Annotated in this window: 13 protein-coding genes; 9 read left to right on the top strand and 4 right to left on the bottom strand. The window is 59.5% G+C overall.

Annotated elements, in window-relative coordinates; translation table 11 throughout:
* The first annotated feature begins 3 nt into the window (after positions 1-3).
* Positions 4-1275 (top strand): BREX system ATP-binding protein BrxD, encoded by a 1272-nt coding sequence (brxD, locus tag CUJ86_RS04070; RefSeq protein ID WP_130646299.1) that lies wholly within the window; start codon positions 4-6, stop codon positions 1273-1275.
* 45 nt (positions 1276-1320) lie between these two features.
* A complete protein-coding gene (locus CUJ86_RS04065) occupies positions 1321-2274 on the top strand; it encodes an HD domain-containing protein (RefSeq protein ID WP_130646298.1) in 954 nt (317 codons plus the stop codon).
* A gap of 175 nt (positions 2275-2449) precedes the next feature.
* On the opposite strand, the gene hisD is transcribed toward CUJ86_RS04065, so the two are convergent.
* A complete protein-coding gene (gene hisD, locus CUJ86_RS04060; RefSeq protein ID WP_130646297.1) occupies positions 2450-3700 on the bottom strand; it encodes a histidinol dehydrogenase in 1251 nt (416 codons plus the stop codon).
* 119 nt (positions 3701-3819) lie between these two features.
* Between hisD and wtpA the strand changes: the two genes are divergently transcribed.
* The 5 genes from wtpA to CUJ86_RS04035 all read left to right on the top strand — a co-directional run bounded on the left by wtpA (position 3820) and on the right by CUJ86_RS04035 (position 8584).
* Entirely contained in the window at positions 3820-4875 is a 1056-nt protein-coding gene (gene wtpA / locus CUJ86_RS04055) for a tungstate ABC transporter substrate-binding protein WtpA (RefSeq protein ID WP_130646296.1), read from the top strand.
* Between the two features lie 31 nt (positions 4876-4906).
* The gene (locus tag CUJ86_RS04050) at positions 4907-5719 is read left to right on the top strand and encodes an ABC transporter permease (protein WP_130646295.1); all 813 of its coding nucleotides are present in this window, start codon (positions 4907-4909) and stop codon (positions 5717-5719) included.
* The gene (locus CUJ86_RS04045) at positions 5706-6776 is read left to right on the top strand and encodes an ABC transporter ATP-binding protein (RefSeq protein WP_130646294.1); all 1071 of its coding nucleotides are present in this window, start codon (positions 5706-5708) and stop codon (positions 6774-6776) included. The genes CUJ86_RS04050 and CUJ86_RS04045 overlap by 14 nt, the downstream gene beginning before the upstream one ends.
* A gap of 39 nt (positions 6777-6815) precedes the next feature.
* Positions 6816-7286: an acylphosphatase gene (locus CUJ86_RS04040; RefSeq protein ID WP_207231381.1), complete on the top strand. Its 471-nt coding sequence runs from the start codon at positions 6816-6818 to the stop codon at positions 7284-7286.
* 320 nt (positions 7287-7606) lie between these two features.
* Entirely contained in the window at positions 7607-8584 is a 978-nt protein-coding gene (locus CUJ86_RS04035; RefSeq protein WP_130646293.1) for an ornithine cyclodeaminase family protein, read from the top strand.
* 18 nt (positions 8585-8602) lie between these two features.
* Here CUJ86_RS04035 and CUJ86_RS04030 read toward each other — a convergent pair whose 3' ends face one another.
* Positions 8603-10018, bottom strand: a complete 1416-nt coding sequence (locus CUJ86_RS04030; protein ID WP_130646292.1) for a PAS domain S-box protein — start codon at positions 10016-10018, stop codon at positions 8603-8605.
* Positions 10019-10147: 129 nt separating this feature from the next.
* On the opposite strand from CUJ86_RS04030, the gene CUJ86_RS04025 reads away from it, so the two are divergent.
* Entirely contained in the window at positions 10148-10648 is a 501-nt protein-coding gene (locus CUJ86_RS04025) for a PAS domain-containing protein (RefSeq protein ID WP_130646291.1), read from the top strand.
* Between the two features lie 110 nt (positions 10649-10758).
* Here CUJ86_RS04025 and CUJ86_RS04020 read toward each other — a convergent pair whose 3' ends face one another.
* Positions 10759-12000 (bottom strand): Coenzyme F420 hydrogenase/dehydrogenase, beta subunit C-terminal domain, encoded by a 1242-nt coding sequence (locus CUJ86_RS04020; RefSeq protein ID WP_130646290.1) that lies wholly within the window; start codon positions 11998-12000, stop codon positions 10759-10761.
* A gap of 2 nt (positions 12001-12002) precedes the next feature.
* The gene (fdhF, locus tag CUJ86_RS04015; protein ID WP_130646289.1) at positions 12003-14069 is read right to left on the bottom strand and encodes a formate dehydrogenase subunit alpha; all 2067 of its coding nucleotides are present in this window, start codon (positions 14067-14069) and stop codon (positions 12003-12005) included.
* Between the two features lie 197 nt (positions 14070-14266).
* Here fdhF and CUJ86_RS11795 point away from each other — a divergent pair, with 197 nt between their 5' ends.
* On the top strand, positions 14267-14899 hold the full coding sequence (locus tag CUJ86_RS11795) for a hypothetical protein (protein WP_165394769.1): 633 nt from the start codon (positions 14267-14269) through the stop codon (positions 14897-14899).
* The last annotated feature ends 12 nt before the right edge of the window (positions 14900-14911 follow it).

Here is a 14911-nt window from a genome sequence, read left to right as displayed (position 1 = left end):
AGGATGGACGGCAAAAGAGCAGAGACAACCGGGATCATCAATGCCCTCAGGCGCGGCACGGTCCCGGCGACAGGACTGGCGCGGCTTGCAGTCGGGCTTTCGGTGGAGGAGCGCGTGATCCGGGACCAGCTGGAGTATGTCGCCTCCGGTGGCGCCGATGTAAAATTTGTCAGGGGAGATTACGGGAGCGGGAAAACGTTCCTGGTGGCGAGGGCCCTTGAAATTGCCAGGGAAAAACAGTTCGCCACGGCGCATGTGATGATCTCCGCCGACACTCCGCTCCACCGGATGAGTGCGCTCTATTACCGGATCATCTCCTCCCTCAGGACCGGGGAGCATGAGAACGCCCTGAAGGAGATCATCGACACCTGGATCTATGCGATCGAGGACCGGATCATGGAGGTGGAGGGGGTGCCTGAGGACGCCCCCATTCTCGGCGAGGAGACGGTGGCCCGGATGGAGGCGGCGCTCTCCGACATCTCGGCGATCAACCCGGCGCTTGCATCGGCGCTCAGGGTGTACTACACGGCAAATGCCGCCGGCGACTACTCCCTTGCACAGTCCGCCCTCGGCTGGTTGTCCGGCGAACCGCATATCGGCCGGAATTTCAGGCGTGCCGCCGGAGTGAAGGGCGAGGTGGACGATGTGACGGCGCTGGTGTTTCTTGAGGGCATCGTGCGGATTGTGAGGGCCGCCGGATATGCCGGGGTGGCAATCGCCGTTGACGAGGTGGAGACGGTGCAGGCCCTCCCCTCGAACCTCAGGGAGAAGGGTTATAACAACCTCCGCCAGATCGTCGATGCAGTCGACCGGGGCGCCATGCCGCACTGCTATTTCCTCTTCACCGGAACACCGGCCTTTTTCGAGGGCTCAAAGGGAATAAAATCGCTCCCCCCCCTCTACGACCGCCTGCGGATCGTCGGGTCCGGCGACGTCTCAAACCCCCTCCAGGCGCAGATCGTGCTCCGCCCCTTCGACCTCGACAGACTCGGCGAGGTGGCCCTCAGGGTGTGTGAGATCTACTCTGAATCGGCCTCTCCTGTCGATAGGGACAGGATCTCCCACCGCTTTATCCGGTCGATGATCGACCGGATCACCGGCCGTTTCGGGGGACGGGTGGACGTCATCCCACGCCTCTTTCTCAGGGAGTTCGTGGATGTGCTCGACAAATGTGAACTCTATCCTGATTATGAACCCTCTTTCGCCTATGAAGGGGAGCGGGTGGGAGAAGACCTCAGGGACGAGGAAGCGGCGTTCCTGGAGGTTGAATTCTGAGCGGTCGGGAAAGAGGTATATGGCCGGGAGCAAAACCCTTCACCCATGTCCGCCCCCTCGAAAACCATATTTGCCGGTGAGATCAGGGACCGGGACCAGGTCGACGACCTCTTTCTCCTGAAATCGGCGGAAATACGTCAGAAAAAAGATTCAAGCCCCTATATTTTCTCTCAGATCGCCGATGCCAGCGGCACGCTCGGCTGCTATATCTGGGGCATTCAGGGTGACGGAGAACGGGTGATGCAGATCGCCTCCACCCTCCAGTGCGGTGCGGTCTACCGCATCTGCGGTCAGGCACGCGACTACAACGGCGGGATCCAGATCTCGGTCAACGAGGGGATCGCAGAACTCGATGAACCGGTTGAGTCGATTGAACCCTCTGACTTCATATCCTCGCCGGTGGTGGAGGAGGACCTCAAGAGTCGCATCCTGGGCATGGCGAACAGGATCAACGATCCGCAACTCAGGGATCTGGTCCTGAATGTGATCGCAACATCAGACGGGTATTTTACAAAACCGGCAGCCAAAATGAAGCATCATGAATATCCGGGAGGGCTTGCCGAACACTCGCTTGAGGTTGCAACCATTGCCGCCTCGATGGCGGGTTCGGTACGCGGCGAAAATGACGCCGATCTTGTCATTGCCGGGGCGCTCCTCCACGATATCGGTAAAACCAGTTGTTTTGAACAGCAGGGCCTGTGGTATACGGCACGACCCGAGTATGACCTGATCGGTCATGTCACTCTCGGTGTCACCATAGTCTCGCGTGCCGCAGGGCATCTTGCACCTGAAACCGCCTCTCATCTGCTCCATATCATCCAGTCTCATCATGGACCCTACGGGGAGGTGGCATGCCAGACCCCGGAGGCATGGTCGGTCCACCTTGCCGATCTCTCGAGCGCCACGTTGCGGGAGATCACCGACGATCAGGCACTCCTCAGCGCCGGCACCGGCACTCGCTCCGGCAAACGGATCGGCGGACCGGTCTGGCGGTTCTGAGTGCCCTTCAGAAGAGCGGTTGTTCGCCTGACTCCATTCAGCCGTATGTCAGGTCCATCGTTTCCGGCATCAAGAGTAGGATATCCTCGATTTAAGTCCGGTTGCTGAGGAGCACCGTATGCGCCGGGACGGGGATCCCTTCTCAAAAAAATAGGGGCGGGAACAGACCCGGGTATTATTTTTTCCTGCGGATACGGACCGAGTTTGCGTGGGCATGCAGCCCTTCGGCATCGGCCAGGGTCTCGACGATCCCCCCGATCCATTCGAGGCCCTCGCGGCTGATCATCTGGACCGATGAGGTCTTGCAGAAGTGGTGGACATCCAGGCCCGAATAGGTGGCGGCGTATCCGGCGGTCGGCAGCACATGGTTGGTGCCGGAGGCGTAGTCCCCGAAGGCGACGGCAGTATAGGGACCGACAAAGATGGAGCCAGCATTCCTGACGGCGGTGAGCACTGTCATCGGATCGGTCACCTGCACCGAGAGGTGCTCGGGGGCGACGGTGTCCATCGCCGCGATGGCGTCGTCGATATCGGATACAACCACGTAACCGGAGTTCTTCAGCGCCGCCTCGATGATCTCCCGGCGCTGTGCCCCCTCCAGCTGCCGCTCGATCTCCTTCCCGACACGGGCGGGAAGGGCGGGATCAGTGGTGACCAGGATGCATGCGGCGTGGGGGTCGTGTTCGGCCTGTGCAAGCACGTCGGCAGCGACAAACGCAGGATCCGCGCTGCCGTCGGCGAGGATCCCGATCTCCGACGGACCGGCAGGGAAATCGATCTCCGCATGGTCCCTGAGCATCATCTTTGCGGCCGTCACATAGACGTTCCCGGGCCCCACAATCTTCTGCACCGGATCGACGGTTTCGGTGCCGAGCGCCATGGCGGCCACCGCCTGCGCACCACCGACCCGGTAACACTCGTCGACACCGGCGATGTCGAGGGCGACGAGGGTGAGGGGGTGGACGGGCGGCGGGGTGCAGACACAGATCTCCGCCACTCCCGCCACCTGTGCCGGGACGGTGGTCATCAGGGCGGTCGAGGGATAGGACGCCCGTCCGCCCGGGACATAGGCACCGATCCGCTCGAGCGGGGTGGTCTTCACGCCCAGGATGACGCCGGGCTCCACCTCGTCGAGCCAGAGCGAACGGTTCCGCTGAAGTTCATGGAATCGCCGGATCCTGGCCTCGGCCTCGGCAAGACTCTCGATCAGGGTGTCGTCCACATCGTCGTATGCCGCCTCGAACTCCTCGGGTGCGACCGCAAGGTCCTCGACATCGATCCGGTCGAACTGGCGCGTGAGTGCAAGGAGCGCCTCATCCCCCTCATTCCGCACCCGCTCCACGATGGCCCTGACGGCATCCGTCACCCCGGCAAGATCGGACCGGCGTCGGTCCTGCCATTGCTCTATCTCCAGCGCCTGCCACATAGCGCCTAAAGGTTGGCGGGGGCACCATTAAGGCTTGCCATGGCAGGAGTAAACCAAGTCAAGTTAACAATGCCGGTGAATATAAAGGCTTATGTACTCTCATGTCCCACCATTTCATTATGAAGAGAACATATCTCTTGATTCCGGCGGTGCTTCTCCTTTGCGCCGCTGTTTTCCTGTGCGGTTGCACGACAACCGAAAGTGAAGGGCCTGTTACCACTGCCCCGACCACAGCGGCACCCGCTGAAATCACCGGGACCGTCACGGTCTTCCATGCCGGCAGCCTCACTGCACCCTTCGAGGACATGGAAAAGCAGTTTGAAGCCGCCTATCCGGGCACCGACGTCCAGCTTGTCCCCGGCGGATCGACGAAGATGGTCAAGGAGATCACCGAACTCGGCAAGAGCGCCGATGTGCTCGCCTCTGCCGACTACACGCTCATCCCGAGTCTGATGATCCCCGACTACACCGACTGGTACGTCACCTTCGCCAAGAACCAGATGGTCCTCTGCTACACAGACGACAGCAAGTATGCCGATGAGATCAACGCCGAGAACTGGTACCTGATCCTGGAGAAGGAGGACATCGCATGGGCCTTCGCAGACCCGAACGTTGACCCCTGCGGCTACCGCACTCCGATGGTCATCCAGCTCGCCGAGGGCTACTATGGTGACAACGAGCTCTTCGACAGGATTGTCAGCGCCAACTCCAACATCACCGTGACCGAGGAGGGCGGCGTCTATACGATCCACGCCACCTCGCCCGAACCGGTTGGCACCCTGCAGATCCGGCCGAAATCGGTAGAACTCGTCCAGATGCTCGAGAGCGGCGGTCTTGACTATGCATGGGAGTACCGCTCGGTCGCCGTCCAGAACGGTCTGAATTTCGTCGAACTCCCTGAAGCAATCGACCTCTCCGCGGTGAAATACGCCGATGACTATGCAACTGTGCAGATTGACACTGCAGGCGGCCTGATCGCAGGAAAGCCGATCGTGTACGGCGCCACCGTCCCGAACAACGCCGAAAACCCGGACGCCGGTCTTGCATTCGTCGAGATGCTCATCGACACGCCCGGTCAGGATATCATGAACGCCCAGGGCCAGCCCCCGATCGTTCCGGCGGGCGGCTTCGGCAATGTCCCGGCCGAACTGAAGGACCTCACTGAGTCCTCCTGATCTCCTCTTTTTTTTATCAAACTGGTGAACCATGGCACAGACCTCACTCCTGCGCGACCGCTGCCTCGTCTCCTTCTCCATCCTGGGCGGCGTCATCCTGGGCATCACCGTCCTCTCGCTCCTCTCGATGACCGTGAAGGAACTCTCGGACATCCCCCACCTGGTGCGGGTGGCAATGGACGCCAAGGTGATCGACTCGATCGTCCTGACCATGGGGGCCGGGGCGAACGCCATCGCACTCCTGCTGATCTTCGGCATACCGCTCGCATACGTGCTTGCACGGGCGGATTTCCGGGGAAAAGGGATGGTGGAGAGCATCGTCGACATCCCGCTGATGCTCCCCCACACCGTGGCCGGCATCCTGGTCTACCTCCTCTTCATGAAACGCGGCCTCATCGGCGCCCCCCTCCAGAGTGTGGGGATCGTCTTTGAGGATGCCTACCCGGGGATCGTGGTGGCGATGCTCTTTGTCGCCTCGCCCTACTTCATCAACTCGGCGCGGGAGGGGTTTGAGAAGGTGCCGGTCCACCTCGAAAATGTGGCGCGCACCCTGGGGGCAAGCCGGATGACGGCTTTTTTCCGGATTGCCCTCCCCCTTTCTGCCCGCCACATCTATAACGGCGCCATCATGGCATGGGGCCGGGCGATCGGCGAGTTCGCCGCCATCATCATGATCGCCTACTACCCGATGGTGATCTCCACGCTCATCTATTACCGGTTCACTACAAGCGGGATCAAGGAGAGCAGCACCATAGCATTTGTGATGATACTGGCCTGTTTTGTCGTGTTCATGATGCTCAGATATCTGTCGCGCTTCCTGGGGAGGTCCGATGATCGAGTTTAGGCACGTCTCCCTCAGCCTCGGGGCGTTCTCCCTCCGGGACGTCTCCCTGCAGATCCATGAAGGGGACTATTATTTCATTATCGGGCCCTCGGGTGCCGGAAAAACAGTGATCCTCGAATCCATTGCGGGACTGCACCTCCCGGATTCGGGCTCGGTCCTGATCGGCGGCGAGGATGCCTCAAGCGTCCCGCCCGAACGGCGCCGGGTCACCCTGGTCTACCAGGATTATTCGCTGTTTCCCCACATGACCGTGGAGCAGAATATCGGTTTCGGGCTGCGGATGCAACGGATGGATAAGGGGCTGATCAGGGAGCGGGTCGATGCCCTGCTCTCGCAGTTCGGGATCGCCCATCTGAGGGATCGGTATCCGGGGACGATGAGCGGGGGTGAACAGCAGCGGGTGGCCATCGCCCGCGCCCTTGCCGTCGAACCGGAGATCCTCCTCCTCGACGAACCCTTTGCCGCCCTGGATCCGGTCACCCGGGAGAGTTTGATGTCCGATCTCCAGCAGATCCACCAGGAGCGCCGCCTGACCATCGTCCAGGTGACGCATGCACGGGAGGAGACCCTCAGGCTGGCGACACGACTCGCGGTGATCATCGATGGTTCCCTGGTCCAGGAAGATGTCACCGGTGTGGTCTTCGAGGCACCGCACAGTACGGCCGTCGCACGGTTTGTCGGCATGGAGAACATCCTCCACGGCACGGTTGAAACGAATGTCGAAGGGCTTGCGACAATCCGGGTGGGCAACCGGACGATCGAAGCGGTCACCGATATCGTCCCTGGAAGTACCGTCGATGTGGTGTTCAGGGCAGCAGACGTGACGCTCTCCCGCACAGATTGCACCGATGTCTCTGCCCGCAACCAGTTTGAGGGCGGGATCACGGCCGTGGTGCCGATGGGCGGTCCCCTGACCGAGGTGAGGCTGGATGTCGGTTTCCCGGTGACCGCCCTGGTCACCAGCCGCTCTGCGGAGGAGGGTGAACTCAGGCCCGGAATGCGGGTGACCATCTCTGTGAAGGCAAGCGCTGTTCACGTCATCCCGGACGGCGCCTGACCGTCACCCGTATATTCTCTCTTTTCCCACTTTTCCGGCATGGTGCAGAAGAATCCTTTTTCCGGCAGGCAGGGGGTCATGGGACTGCGGGCCGTTGCCAGTGGACGGGTACAGGGGGTCGGTTACCGCGGGTATATCGCCTCCCGCGGCGCCGCCCACTCTCTCTCCGGGTATGCGGAGAACCGGCCCGATGGCACGGTGGAGATTGTGGCCGAGGGCGAGGCGGCGGACCTGACGGCATTTCTGGAGGAGGCATGGGCATCCGACGATCCGATGATCGCCGTCCGGGGGATCGAAGCGGAGGTGACGGAGGCGACCGGCAGGCATCCGGGTTTTTCTGCACATTTCGGCGATCGCGATGAGGAATATTTCCGGCGGAGCGGGTTTGCCCTCGACCTCCTCAGGGAGATCCTCCGGACAGAACAGGCGCTGCTTGCTGAACAGCGCAGAACAAATGAACTCCTCAGAGCGATTGTCCAGGAACAGAACCGCGATGAACCGGCACGATGAACCGGTTTCACCACACAAACATCCTTTATGTTTCTTATATTGGCGCCGGCTATGCCGTGGCCGGATCCCGTGTGGGGGAATCCGGCAGGGACGGTATCAGACTTTCAAACCCATGATATCCTGTTTTAAGCATCTGGAATACACGAAGTCAAAGGTTTCATCATGCCACCGATCGAAGGTTGTGTCAATGGCGCAAGACCCCCCACCAGAAAATCCACCGACACAACAGAATACGTGCGAGATCACCTCAAAAATTGACCCAAAATTTTCTCGTGGGCACGTGCTCCTGTCAGTTCTCCTCCCAAGGAAAGGTGTTGGGAGTGCGAGTTCTCAGTGCTGAGGACGTTGTAACCGCCCTCCCCATGTGGGCGGCAATCGACGCAATGAGAAGGGCATTCATCGCTCACTCTCAGGGAACAACCGACACACCCCTCAGGAACAGGGCAGAAACCGGGATCGGTGAATGTCTCAGCATGCCCGCCGCAGTCACCGGGCCAGAACCCGCCCTCTCGGTGAAGGTCGTCACACTCTTCCCCAACAATGAGGGTGCGGGCCTGCCCCTGATCCATGGGGCGGTCCTCGTCTTCCATCCAGGTTGCGGTCGACCCCTGGCCCTGATGGAGGGATCGGCCCTGACGGCGATCAGGACGGGTGCCGCCTCCGGTCTGGCGACCGATCTCCTCTCCCGCCCGGGCAGCAGCGTGGCGGCGGTGATCGGAGCCGGCGTGCAGGCCCGCACCCAGATCGAGGCGGTTTGCGCGGTGCGCCCGATAGAGGAGGTGAGGGTATATGCCCGAAAGGCTGCTCATGTCCGGAATTTTGTCAATGAAATGAGCGACAGGGGTTTTGCATGCTCCTTTATTGCGGCGGATTCACCGGATGAAGCACTGCGGGGAGCAGACATCGTCTGCACAGCCACCAGTTCAATGACACCGGTGTTCTGTGACAGCGCTCTCGAAGACGGAACCCACGTTAACGCTGTCGGGGCATACAGGCCTGATATGCAGGAAATACCCGGTGAAACCATCTGTCGGGCACGCCTCTTTGTTGATGCATATGATGCCGCCTCTGTCGAGGCAGGAGATATCATCATCCCCCTCTCTCGCGGTCTGATTACACCGGATAGCATCGCCGGTGAGATCGGTCAGGCGGCCTCCGGCACCCTCCCCGGCCGCCTGGATGCGGATGGAGTTACCCTTTTCAAATCAGTCGGAATCGGCGTTCAGGATACATATGCCGCAGTTGAGACCTTGAAAAGGGCAGAAATGATGGGCATCGGATCTGAAGTGCCATGGTGAGAGGCACCTGTCGTCCGTTCATCCCCGTTCTTCGCACTGCCTGAGATCGCGCACAATGGAGAGCACCACCTGCTCCCCCCTGAAGGTGAAGAGATGGGCATTGATCTCCACCGGGATACGCTCCCCGGTGCGGGTCATGTGGGCCCACCTGAACAGGACATGCCCCTCCCGCAGGAGTCGAGACATGATCCCGGGGAGATTGCCCGGATAATCGGGGTCATTAATCTCGAGGGGAGTCATGGTGAGCAGATCCTCCCGCGTATACCCGAGTCGTTCGCAGGTGGTGTCATTCACCTCGATGATCCTGCCAGGGCCGGTGCTGTCGATCAGATGGAGGAATATCGCATCATCGAGATTGTTGAAGAGCATGCGGTACTTCTCCTCATTTTCCTGGATCTCATCACGCGCCAGTATCCGCGCGATCGCATTCCCGATGGATGCCGCGATCATTTCGAGTGACCGCCGACTCTCCGGACGGATGACACCCCTGGTGGGAGAACCCATCGTGAAACAGGCGATCACACTGCCGCGGTTTTGCACCGGAAGTATTGCATAGGAAGTAAGTTCTGCCTCAAGAGCGGTAAAAATCCCACCTTTTCGCTCGTCTGTGGCGCCCTCCCAGTAGACCGGAAGACCGTTCTGGATCATCCTCCCCAGGTCGGTATCCACCTCGATAATCGAAAAGTTGCGGATCAGTCTCTTCGTCACGCCGGTCGAATGCACAAGACGGAACGCTCCAGTCTGGCGATCCACGACATAGATGCCCCCGCTCTCCATGCCGGATATACGGATCGCCGTCTCAACGCACACCGGCATCGCTTCATGGAGGGTTTCTGCAGACGACAGAACCAGTGCAAGATCTCGCTGTGCGATCAGGCGCTCTTCCTGCCATTTCTGCATGGTGACGTCCTCAAAAATCAGAACCGTGCCTGTTGTCCCATCGGTGAAGACGGTCGGAACGATCGTCGCCCTGAAGATTGTATCCTCGCCATCGGTTCCTGTACGGATTTCACAGGCGCTCTGGTGCCCCTCTTCCGTCCCATGAAGCGCCTCCTCGAGCGCCTCGGATCCTTCGCCCGGAGAGAAGAGAGAAACGACTGACCGACCGACCACCTCTCTCTCTTCCATTCCCGGTATCGAACGAAAACGGTCATTAACATCAATGATCCGTCCCCGTCGATCGAGCATCGCGATGCCGGCCGGCAGAACATCGAAAATAAGATTGATAGGGACCCTTTGCGCGATGAAAAAAACTTTTGCCTGCCCATACGGCTCCATTTCGACCTGACCTGAGGCACGGAGCACATCGAGATAGCGCGCAACCGTGATCCGGTTCATCCCAATGGCCTCCGCTATCTGGGTGACCGACATCCCCCGGGGATTCTCCCTGAGAAGTTCCCTGATCTCTGTCAGTTCCCTTCTCTCTTCCACCATGGACTAGGATTTCCTTTTTCTCCATCTTGAAGGTTGGCTTCAGATTGCACGGACGGGCAACCGGGTTTGATTATCCCTAGTGATTATCACTAATACATAGAATTATATATTCATACGTCCACCATTCAGGTGGAGCTGAACTCTATGAACCGCCCGATGACCAATGACCCCGATCACCAGCAGCAGGAACTACCTGAACCTCTGACCGCCCTGGACTCACGCACACCTCTCTGCATCCTGGAAGCACTCCCGTTTCCTGTGATCGCCCTATCGGGAAACAACGACCTCCTTTACCTGAACACCGTAGCTGCCACGCTATTTGGTATTGAACCCCTCGATTCTGTCGGAGGACAACTGGAAGATTTCTTCTCTCCCGGGGTCTCACTGGCACTGAAAAAACATGCCCGGAGATCGGCTGATTTCGCCGTTCCTTCCAGAGGCATGATTCAGCATGCATACCGGGATTACGATGTCTATGCTGCTCCCCTACGCTGTTCCAGGGAAAACACCGGCACGGTCATCATGTTGCACCCGGTCCAAGGCCAGACAGGGAAGACAGAACTCTCACTCCATCCATGCCCGGACGGGTCAGGATGCTGGGTGCCGATATTTGTTCCTAACTTCCAGTAGAGTTCAGATCACTCCTTTTTCTCCCTCGACCATCCCTGCCAACGCTCAGGAGGGCCCAGAGAACCATTATCAATACCGGTTTCTTCGTTCCGGCTCAAAAAAAAGAGATTTTATTCCTTCTTGAAGATGTCGAAGATCTGGTCGCTGCCGGTTCCGGCCAGACGCGTCCTCTCTTCGCCTTCCTCAACAAGCGCAAGCACCGGGAGAGTCATGTCCACACCGGGCACAAATCCGAACATCTCCTGGAGGTCGACCTGCAGGGCGTGCATGAACAGCGCATTGGGGATGTCCATCGCACAGAGTTCCTGGCACTGACCACAGTTGATGCAGGAGTCCGAGATGTGGGCGAACCGGATCAGGTGGAACATGAAGTTCGGCGGAACCTCTCCGGGCTTGACCAGGTAGGGCTTCTTGGTGGAGCACTCCACACAGTAGCAGATCGGGCAGTTCTCAATGCACTGGTAGCACTTGATACACTTGGAGGTCTCCTCGACAATCGTCTTCAGGCGGTCCTTGCCCTCGCCGAGTGCCTCGAAGTCCTTTGCCCGCCACTTGTCGCCGAGCTTGAGCATGGCGTTCTCGACCTTGCCGCGGATCTCGATACCCTTCGGGATCGGAGCATCGGTGGCAAGCTTGCCGGCCTTCACGGCCTCGTCGAGGAGCTTTGCACCCTTCTCGGAGCAGACTTCGACAAAGGTGGCCTTGCCCGCCTTGTCACCGATGACGCCCCAATTTCCGCAGGCGAGGTCTGCCTGACGCGGGACTTTCATCTTGCACCGGCGGCAGTTGCTCCGGCGGCCGTAGCCCTCTTCCTCGAGTTCGTCGATGGAGATGCCCTTGTGACCGTCGGCGGTCTCGATGATGAACTGGCCCTTGTCGATCTCCTCCTTGACGACGACGTCGGGGTCGGTCTCGAACTTGTCCGCAATCATCTTGCGGGCGGTGACCGGGCTCACGGTTCCACCACAGTTCAGGCCGATCATCACGACATTGTCGAGGTTGATCTGCTGGCGCTTGGCCAGTTCGTACATGCCCATGGCGTCACAGCCCTTGACGGTGACGGCGATCTTCATGTCCTTCGCACCGTCGAGGTACTTCTTGAAGAGCTTGGAGAGGAGGAGCGTCCCGCAGTGGAGCGAGCCCGCAGCCTCTGCAATCTCTGCAGGGTCGGTGATGAGGGCCGGAACGGCGTCGTAGATGTCCTGCCCCTTCTTGACGGCCAGAACGGCGTCGACCATCTTGCTCTCGAGGGCGAACTTCAGGAGCGAGGAGACCGCACCGCCGCACTCGCCCTTTGCAAGGAGGTCCTCATCGGTGGACCATGCGTAATACATATCGCCTTTTGCTGACATTTTCAGGCCTCCTGGATCTTCTCAACCTTCACAGAACACGCCTTGAACTCCGGGATCTTGGCGATCGGGTCGAGGGCATTGTTGGTGAGCACGTTTGCCGCGCATTCCTTGAAGTGGAACGGCATGAACATGACACCCTTCATGATGTCCTTGGTGACCTTGGCGGGCACGTTGACGGTGCCACGGCGCGAGGTCGCCTTGACAAGCTCGCCGTCGACGACACCGAGTGCCTTTGCGTCCTCGGGGTTGATCTCGATCCATCCGGTCGGGACCTCCTCGTCGAGGTGCTTGGAGCGGCGAGTCATGGTGCCGGTGTGCCAGTGCCAGATGCACCGTCCGGTGGTGAGAACGAACGGGTACTCCTCGTCCGGGACCTCTGCCGGCGGCTTCCACTCGATGGGGTGCATGACGCCCATGCCATCGGGGTGTGAGCACTTGCCGATGTGCAGGATCGGGGTGCCGGGGTGCTCGGTCGTGGGGCAGGGCCAGTGGAGGGCCTCGGGCCGGTTCAGCCGCTCGTAGTTCATGCCGTGGTAGGACGGCGTGACCTCGGCGATCTCGTTGAAGACATCCTCGGAGGTCTTCCAGGGGAACTGCTCGGCATAGCCCATCTTTGCAGAGAGCTCGGCGATGATCTGCCAGTCGAGCTTTGCCTGACCGGGGGCTTCCTGGGCCTTGCGCCACATCTGGACACGCCGCTCGGTCGAGGTCTGCGTACCGTCCTTCTCCGCATAGCAGGTGGCAGGCAGCACGACATCTGCACGCTCCGCCGTTTCGGTCAGGAAGATATCCTGCACAACCAGGAACTCGAGGTTGTCGATGGCGTGCTCGACGTGGGTGAGGTCGGGGTCTGAGAGGAGCGGGTTCTCGCCCATGATGTACATCGCCTTGAGCTCGCCGGGGTTGTCGGTGAGGACGTCCATCATGATGGTGACCTCATAGCCGTTCTTCGGTTCGCAGATGCCGTCGGGGAAGCCCCAGGCCTTGGCGAACTTCTCGTGGGCTGCCGGGTCGATGACCTTCTGGTAGCCGGTGAAAACAACCGGGAGCGCACCCATATCGCAGGCGCCCTGAACGTTGTTCTGGCCACGCAGAGCGTTCACACCGCCTCCACGCTTGCCGATGTTGCCGGTGAGCATCTGGAGATTTGCAGTGGACTTCACATTGTCAACACCAACGGTGTGCTGGGTGATGCCCATCGAGTAGAGAAGGGCAGACGATTCGGCGGTCCCGATCCACTCTGCAGCGGTCTTGAGCTGCTCTGCCGGGATGCCCGAGATCTTCTCGACATTCTCAGGCAGGTAATCGTCCTTCAGAACAGTCGCCTTCAGGTCTTCAAAGTTCTTTGCACGGGTCTCTACCCATTCCTTGTCCTCCCAGCCATTGCGGATGATCTCACCCATGATACAGTTCAGGATGGCGACATCAGAGCCCGATCTGAACTGCATGTAGAGGTCGGCCTGCTTTGCGGTGGGGGTGTAGCGCGGGTCGGCGTAGATGACCTTGGCGCCGTTTGCCCTCGCCTGCACGATCTTGCGGCCGATGAGGGGGTGCTGCTCAAAGGTGTTGGACCCGATGATAAAGACACACTTCGATTCTGCAATATCAAGAATCGAGTTGGTCATCGCACCCGAACCGAACGAGGCGGCAAGCCCTGCAACGGTTGAGGCGTGGCAGAGACGGGCGCAGTGGTCGATGTGGCGGGTCTTCAGTACACCGCGGGCGAACTTCATCAGGGCGTAGTTGTCCTCGTTGGAGGTACGGGCCGATGAGAGCACTGCACACTCGTCGGGCTTGTAGGACTTGAACTTCTGGGCGATGAGGTCATAGGCCTCGTCCCAGGTCGCCTCGACGAATTTTCCGTCCTTCTTGATGAGGGGAGTGGTGAGACGGTCCTCACGGTTCACAAACTCCCATGCATAGGTGCCCTTCGGGCAGACCTTACCCTCGTTGACCGGAGAGCGGTGGTACGGCTGGACGCCGCAGACCTTCCCGTCCTTGACAACGAGGTTAAAGGTACACCCGGTACCACAGTACGGGCATGTTGTCTGAACATACTTCATGTCCATAGTCTTACCTCGGATACGAAAACGTCATCTCGGGTATATTTAACTCTTATCCCACGGCGCGTATTTTTTGGTGAATATTTGTGGAAATTCGAAGAATTTTCCGTTTTTTCGATAATAGCATCATGTTAACTGAGCACAGTTTTGTTTAACAAACTCCGTCTGATAGATTAAAAAACCGGGGGGGCGCAGGTTGATCCATGCAGGTGCGTGTCCCGCCGATGATTGCGGACCTTGTTGTGATGTCGATATCCGCCATTGACGGCGTTGAATTCGGAAATTGCGAACGCTGTCCGCAGTGCGGCGGGGAGGTGCGGCCCCATGACATCAAGCGACGGCGGTTCGCCATGATCGAAGGGGCCGGCGGGAAAAGAGAGATCACGGTCTGGGTGCGGCGGTTCAGGTGCGTGGATTGCGGAGCACTTGCATCGGCAGACTCTCCCTTCTATCCAGACACCCGCGTCGGTTCCCTGATCGTCGACCTCTGCCTTGTTCTCGCCGAGGGACGAAGCATGAACAATGCCGCCCGACTGCTACAGAGCATGCGAATCGTGCTCGATCGCGGATCGGTGAGGAACTATGCGACAAGGCAGGCAGGGGCGGTGCCGTCGACCGAGCTCTATGGACTCCGTATCCCCAACTCACTGCTCTCGATCGTATCACTCACCATCGGAATGGTCGAGCCTGGTACCGTCAAAGGGGCAGAAGTTCTCGTTGCCTGTGGTTTCCCATCCGCAGACCGGGCAACGCTTCGTCCGTTGCGAGCGGCCGAAGAAGGGGATCAGCGGAATGAACAGGAAGAGAAAGAAGAACGGCAGGCCGACGGCATATAAAACGATGGTGAT

Origin of the sequence: Methanofollis fontis, from assembly GCF_004297185.1 — an archaeon.
Taxonomy (GTDB): Archaea; Halobacteriota; Methanomicrobia; order Methanomicrobiales; family Methanofollaceae; genus Methanofollis; species Methanofollis fontis.
The sequence above is the reverse complement of the archived record's forward strand: the minus strand, read 5'-3'. Positions and strand labels throughout refer to the sequence as shown.

Bases quoted from the DNA above. Each gene is read 5' to 3' on its own strand.
- CUJ86_RS11795 (WP_165394769.1), top strand. From the start codon at position 14,267: ATGCAGGTGCGTGTCCCGCCGATGATTGCGGACCTTGTTGTGATGTCG.
- CUJ86_RS04040 (WP_207231381.1), top strand. From the start codon at position 6,816: ATGGTGCAGAAGAATCCTTTTTCCGGCAGGCAGGGGGTCATGGGACTG.
- wtpA (WP_130646296.1), top strand. From the start codon at position 3,820: ATGAAGAGAACATATCTCTTGATTCCGGCGGTGCTTCTCCTTTGCGCC.
- hisD (WP_130646297.1), bottom strand. From the start codon at position 3,700: ATGTGGCAGGCGCTGGAGATAGAGCAATGGCAGGACCGACGCCGGTCC.
- brxD (WP_130646299.1), top strand. From the start codon at position 4: ATGGACGGCAAAAGAGCAGAGACAACCGGGATCATCAATGCCCTCAGG.
- CUJ86_RS04020 (WP_130646290.1), bottom strand. From the start codon at position 12,000: ATGTCAGCAAAAGGCGATATGTATTACGCATGGTCCACCGATGAGGAC.
- fdhF (WP_130646289.1), bottom strand. From the start codon at position 14,069: ATGGACATGAAGTATGTTCAGACAACATGCCCGTACTGTGGTACCGGG.
- CUJ86_RS04050 (WP_130646295.1), top strand. From the start codon at position 4,907: ATGGCACAGACCTCACTCCTGCGCGACCGCTGCCTCGTCTCCTTCTCC.
- CUJ86_RS04045 (WP_130646294.1), top strand. From the start codon at position 5,706: ATGATCGAGTTTAGGCACGTCTCCCTCAGCCTCGGGGCGTTCTCCCTC.
- CUJ86_RS04030 (WP_130646292.1), bottom strand. From the start codon at position 10,018: ATGGTGGAAGAGAGAAGGGAACTGACAGAGATCAGGGAACTTCTCAGG.
- CUJ86_RS04065 (WP_130646298.1), top strand. From the start codon at position 1,321: ATGTCCGCCCCCTCGAAAACCATATTTGCCGGTGAGATCAGGGACCGG.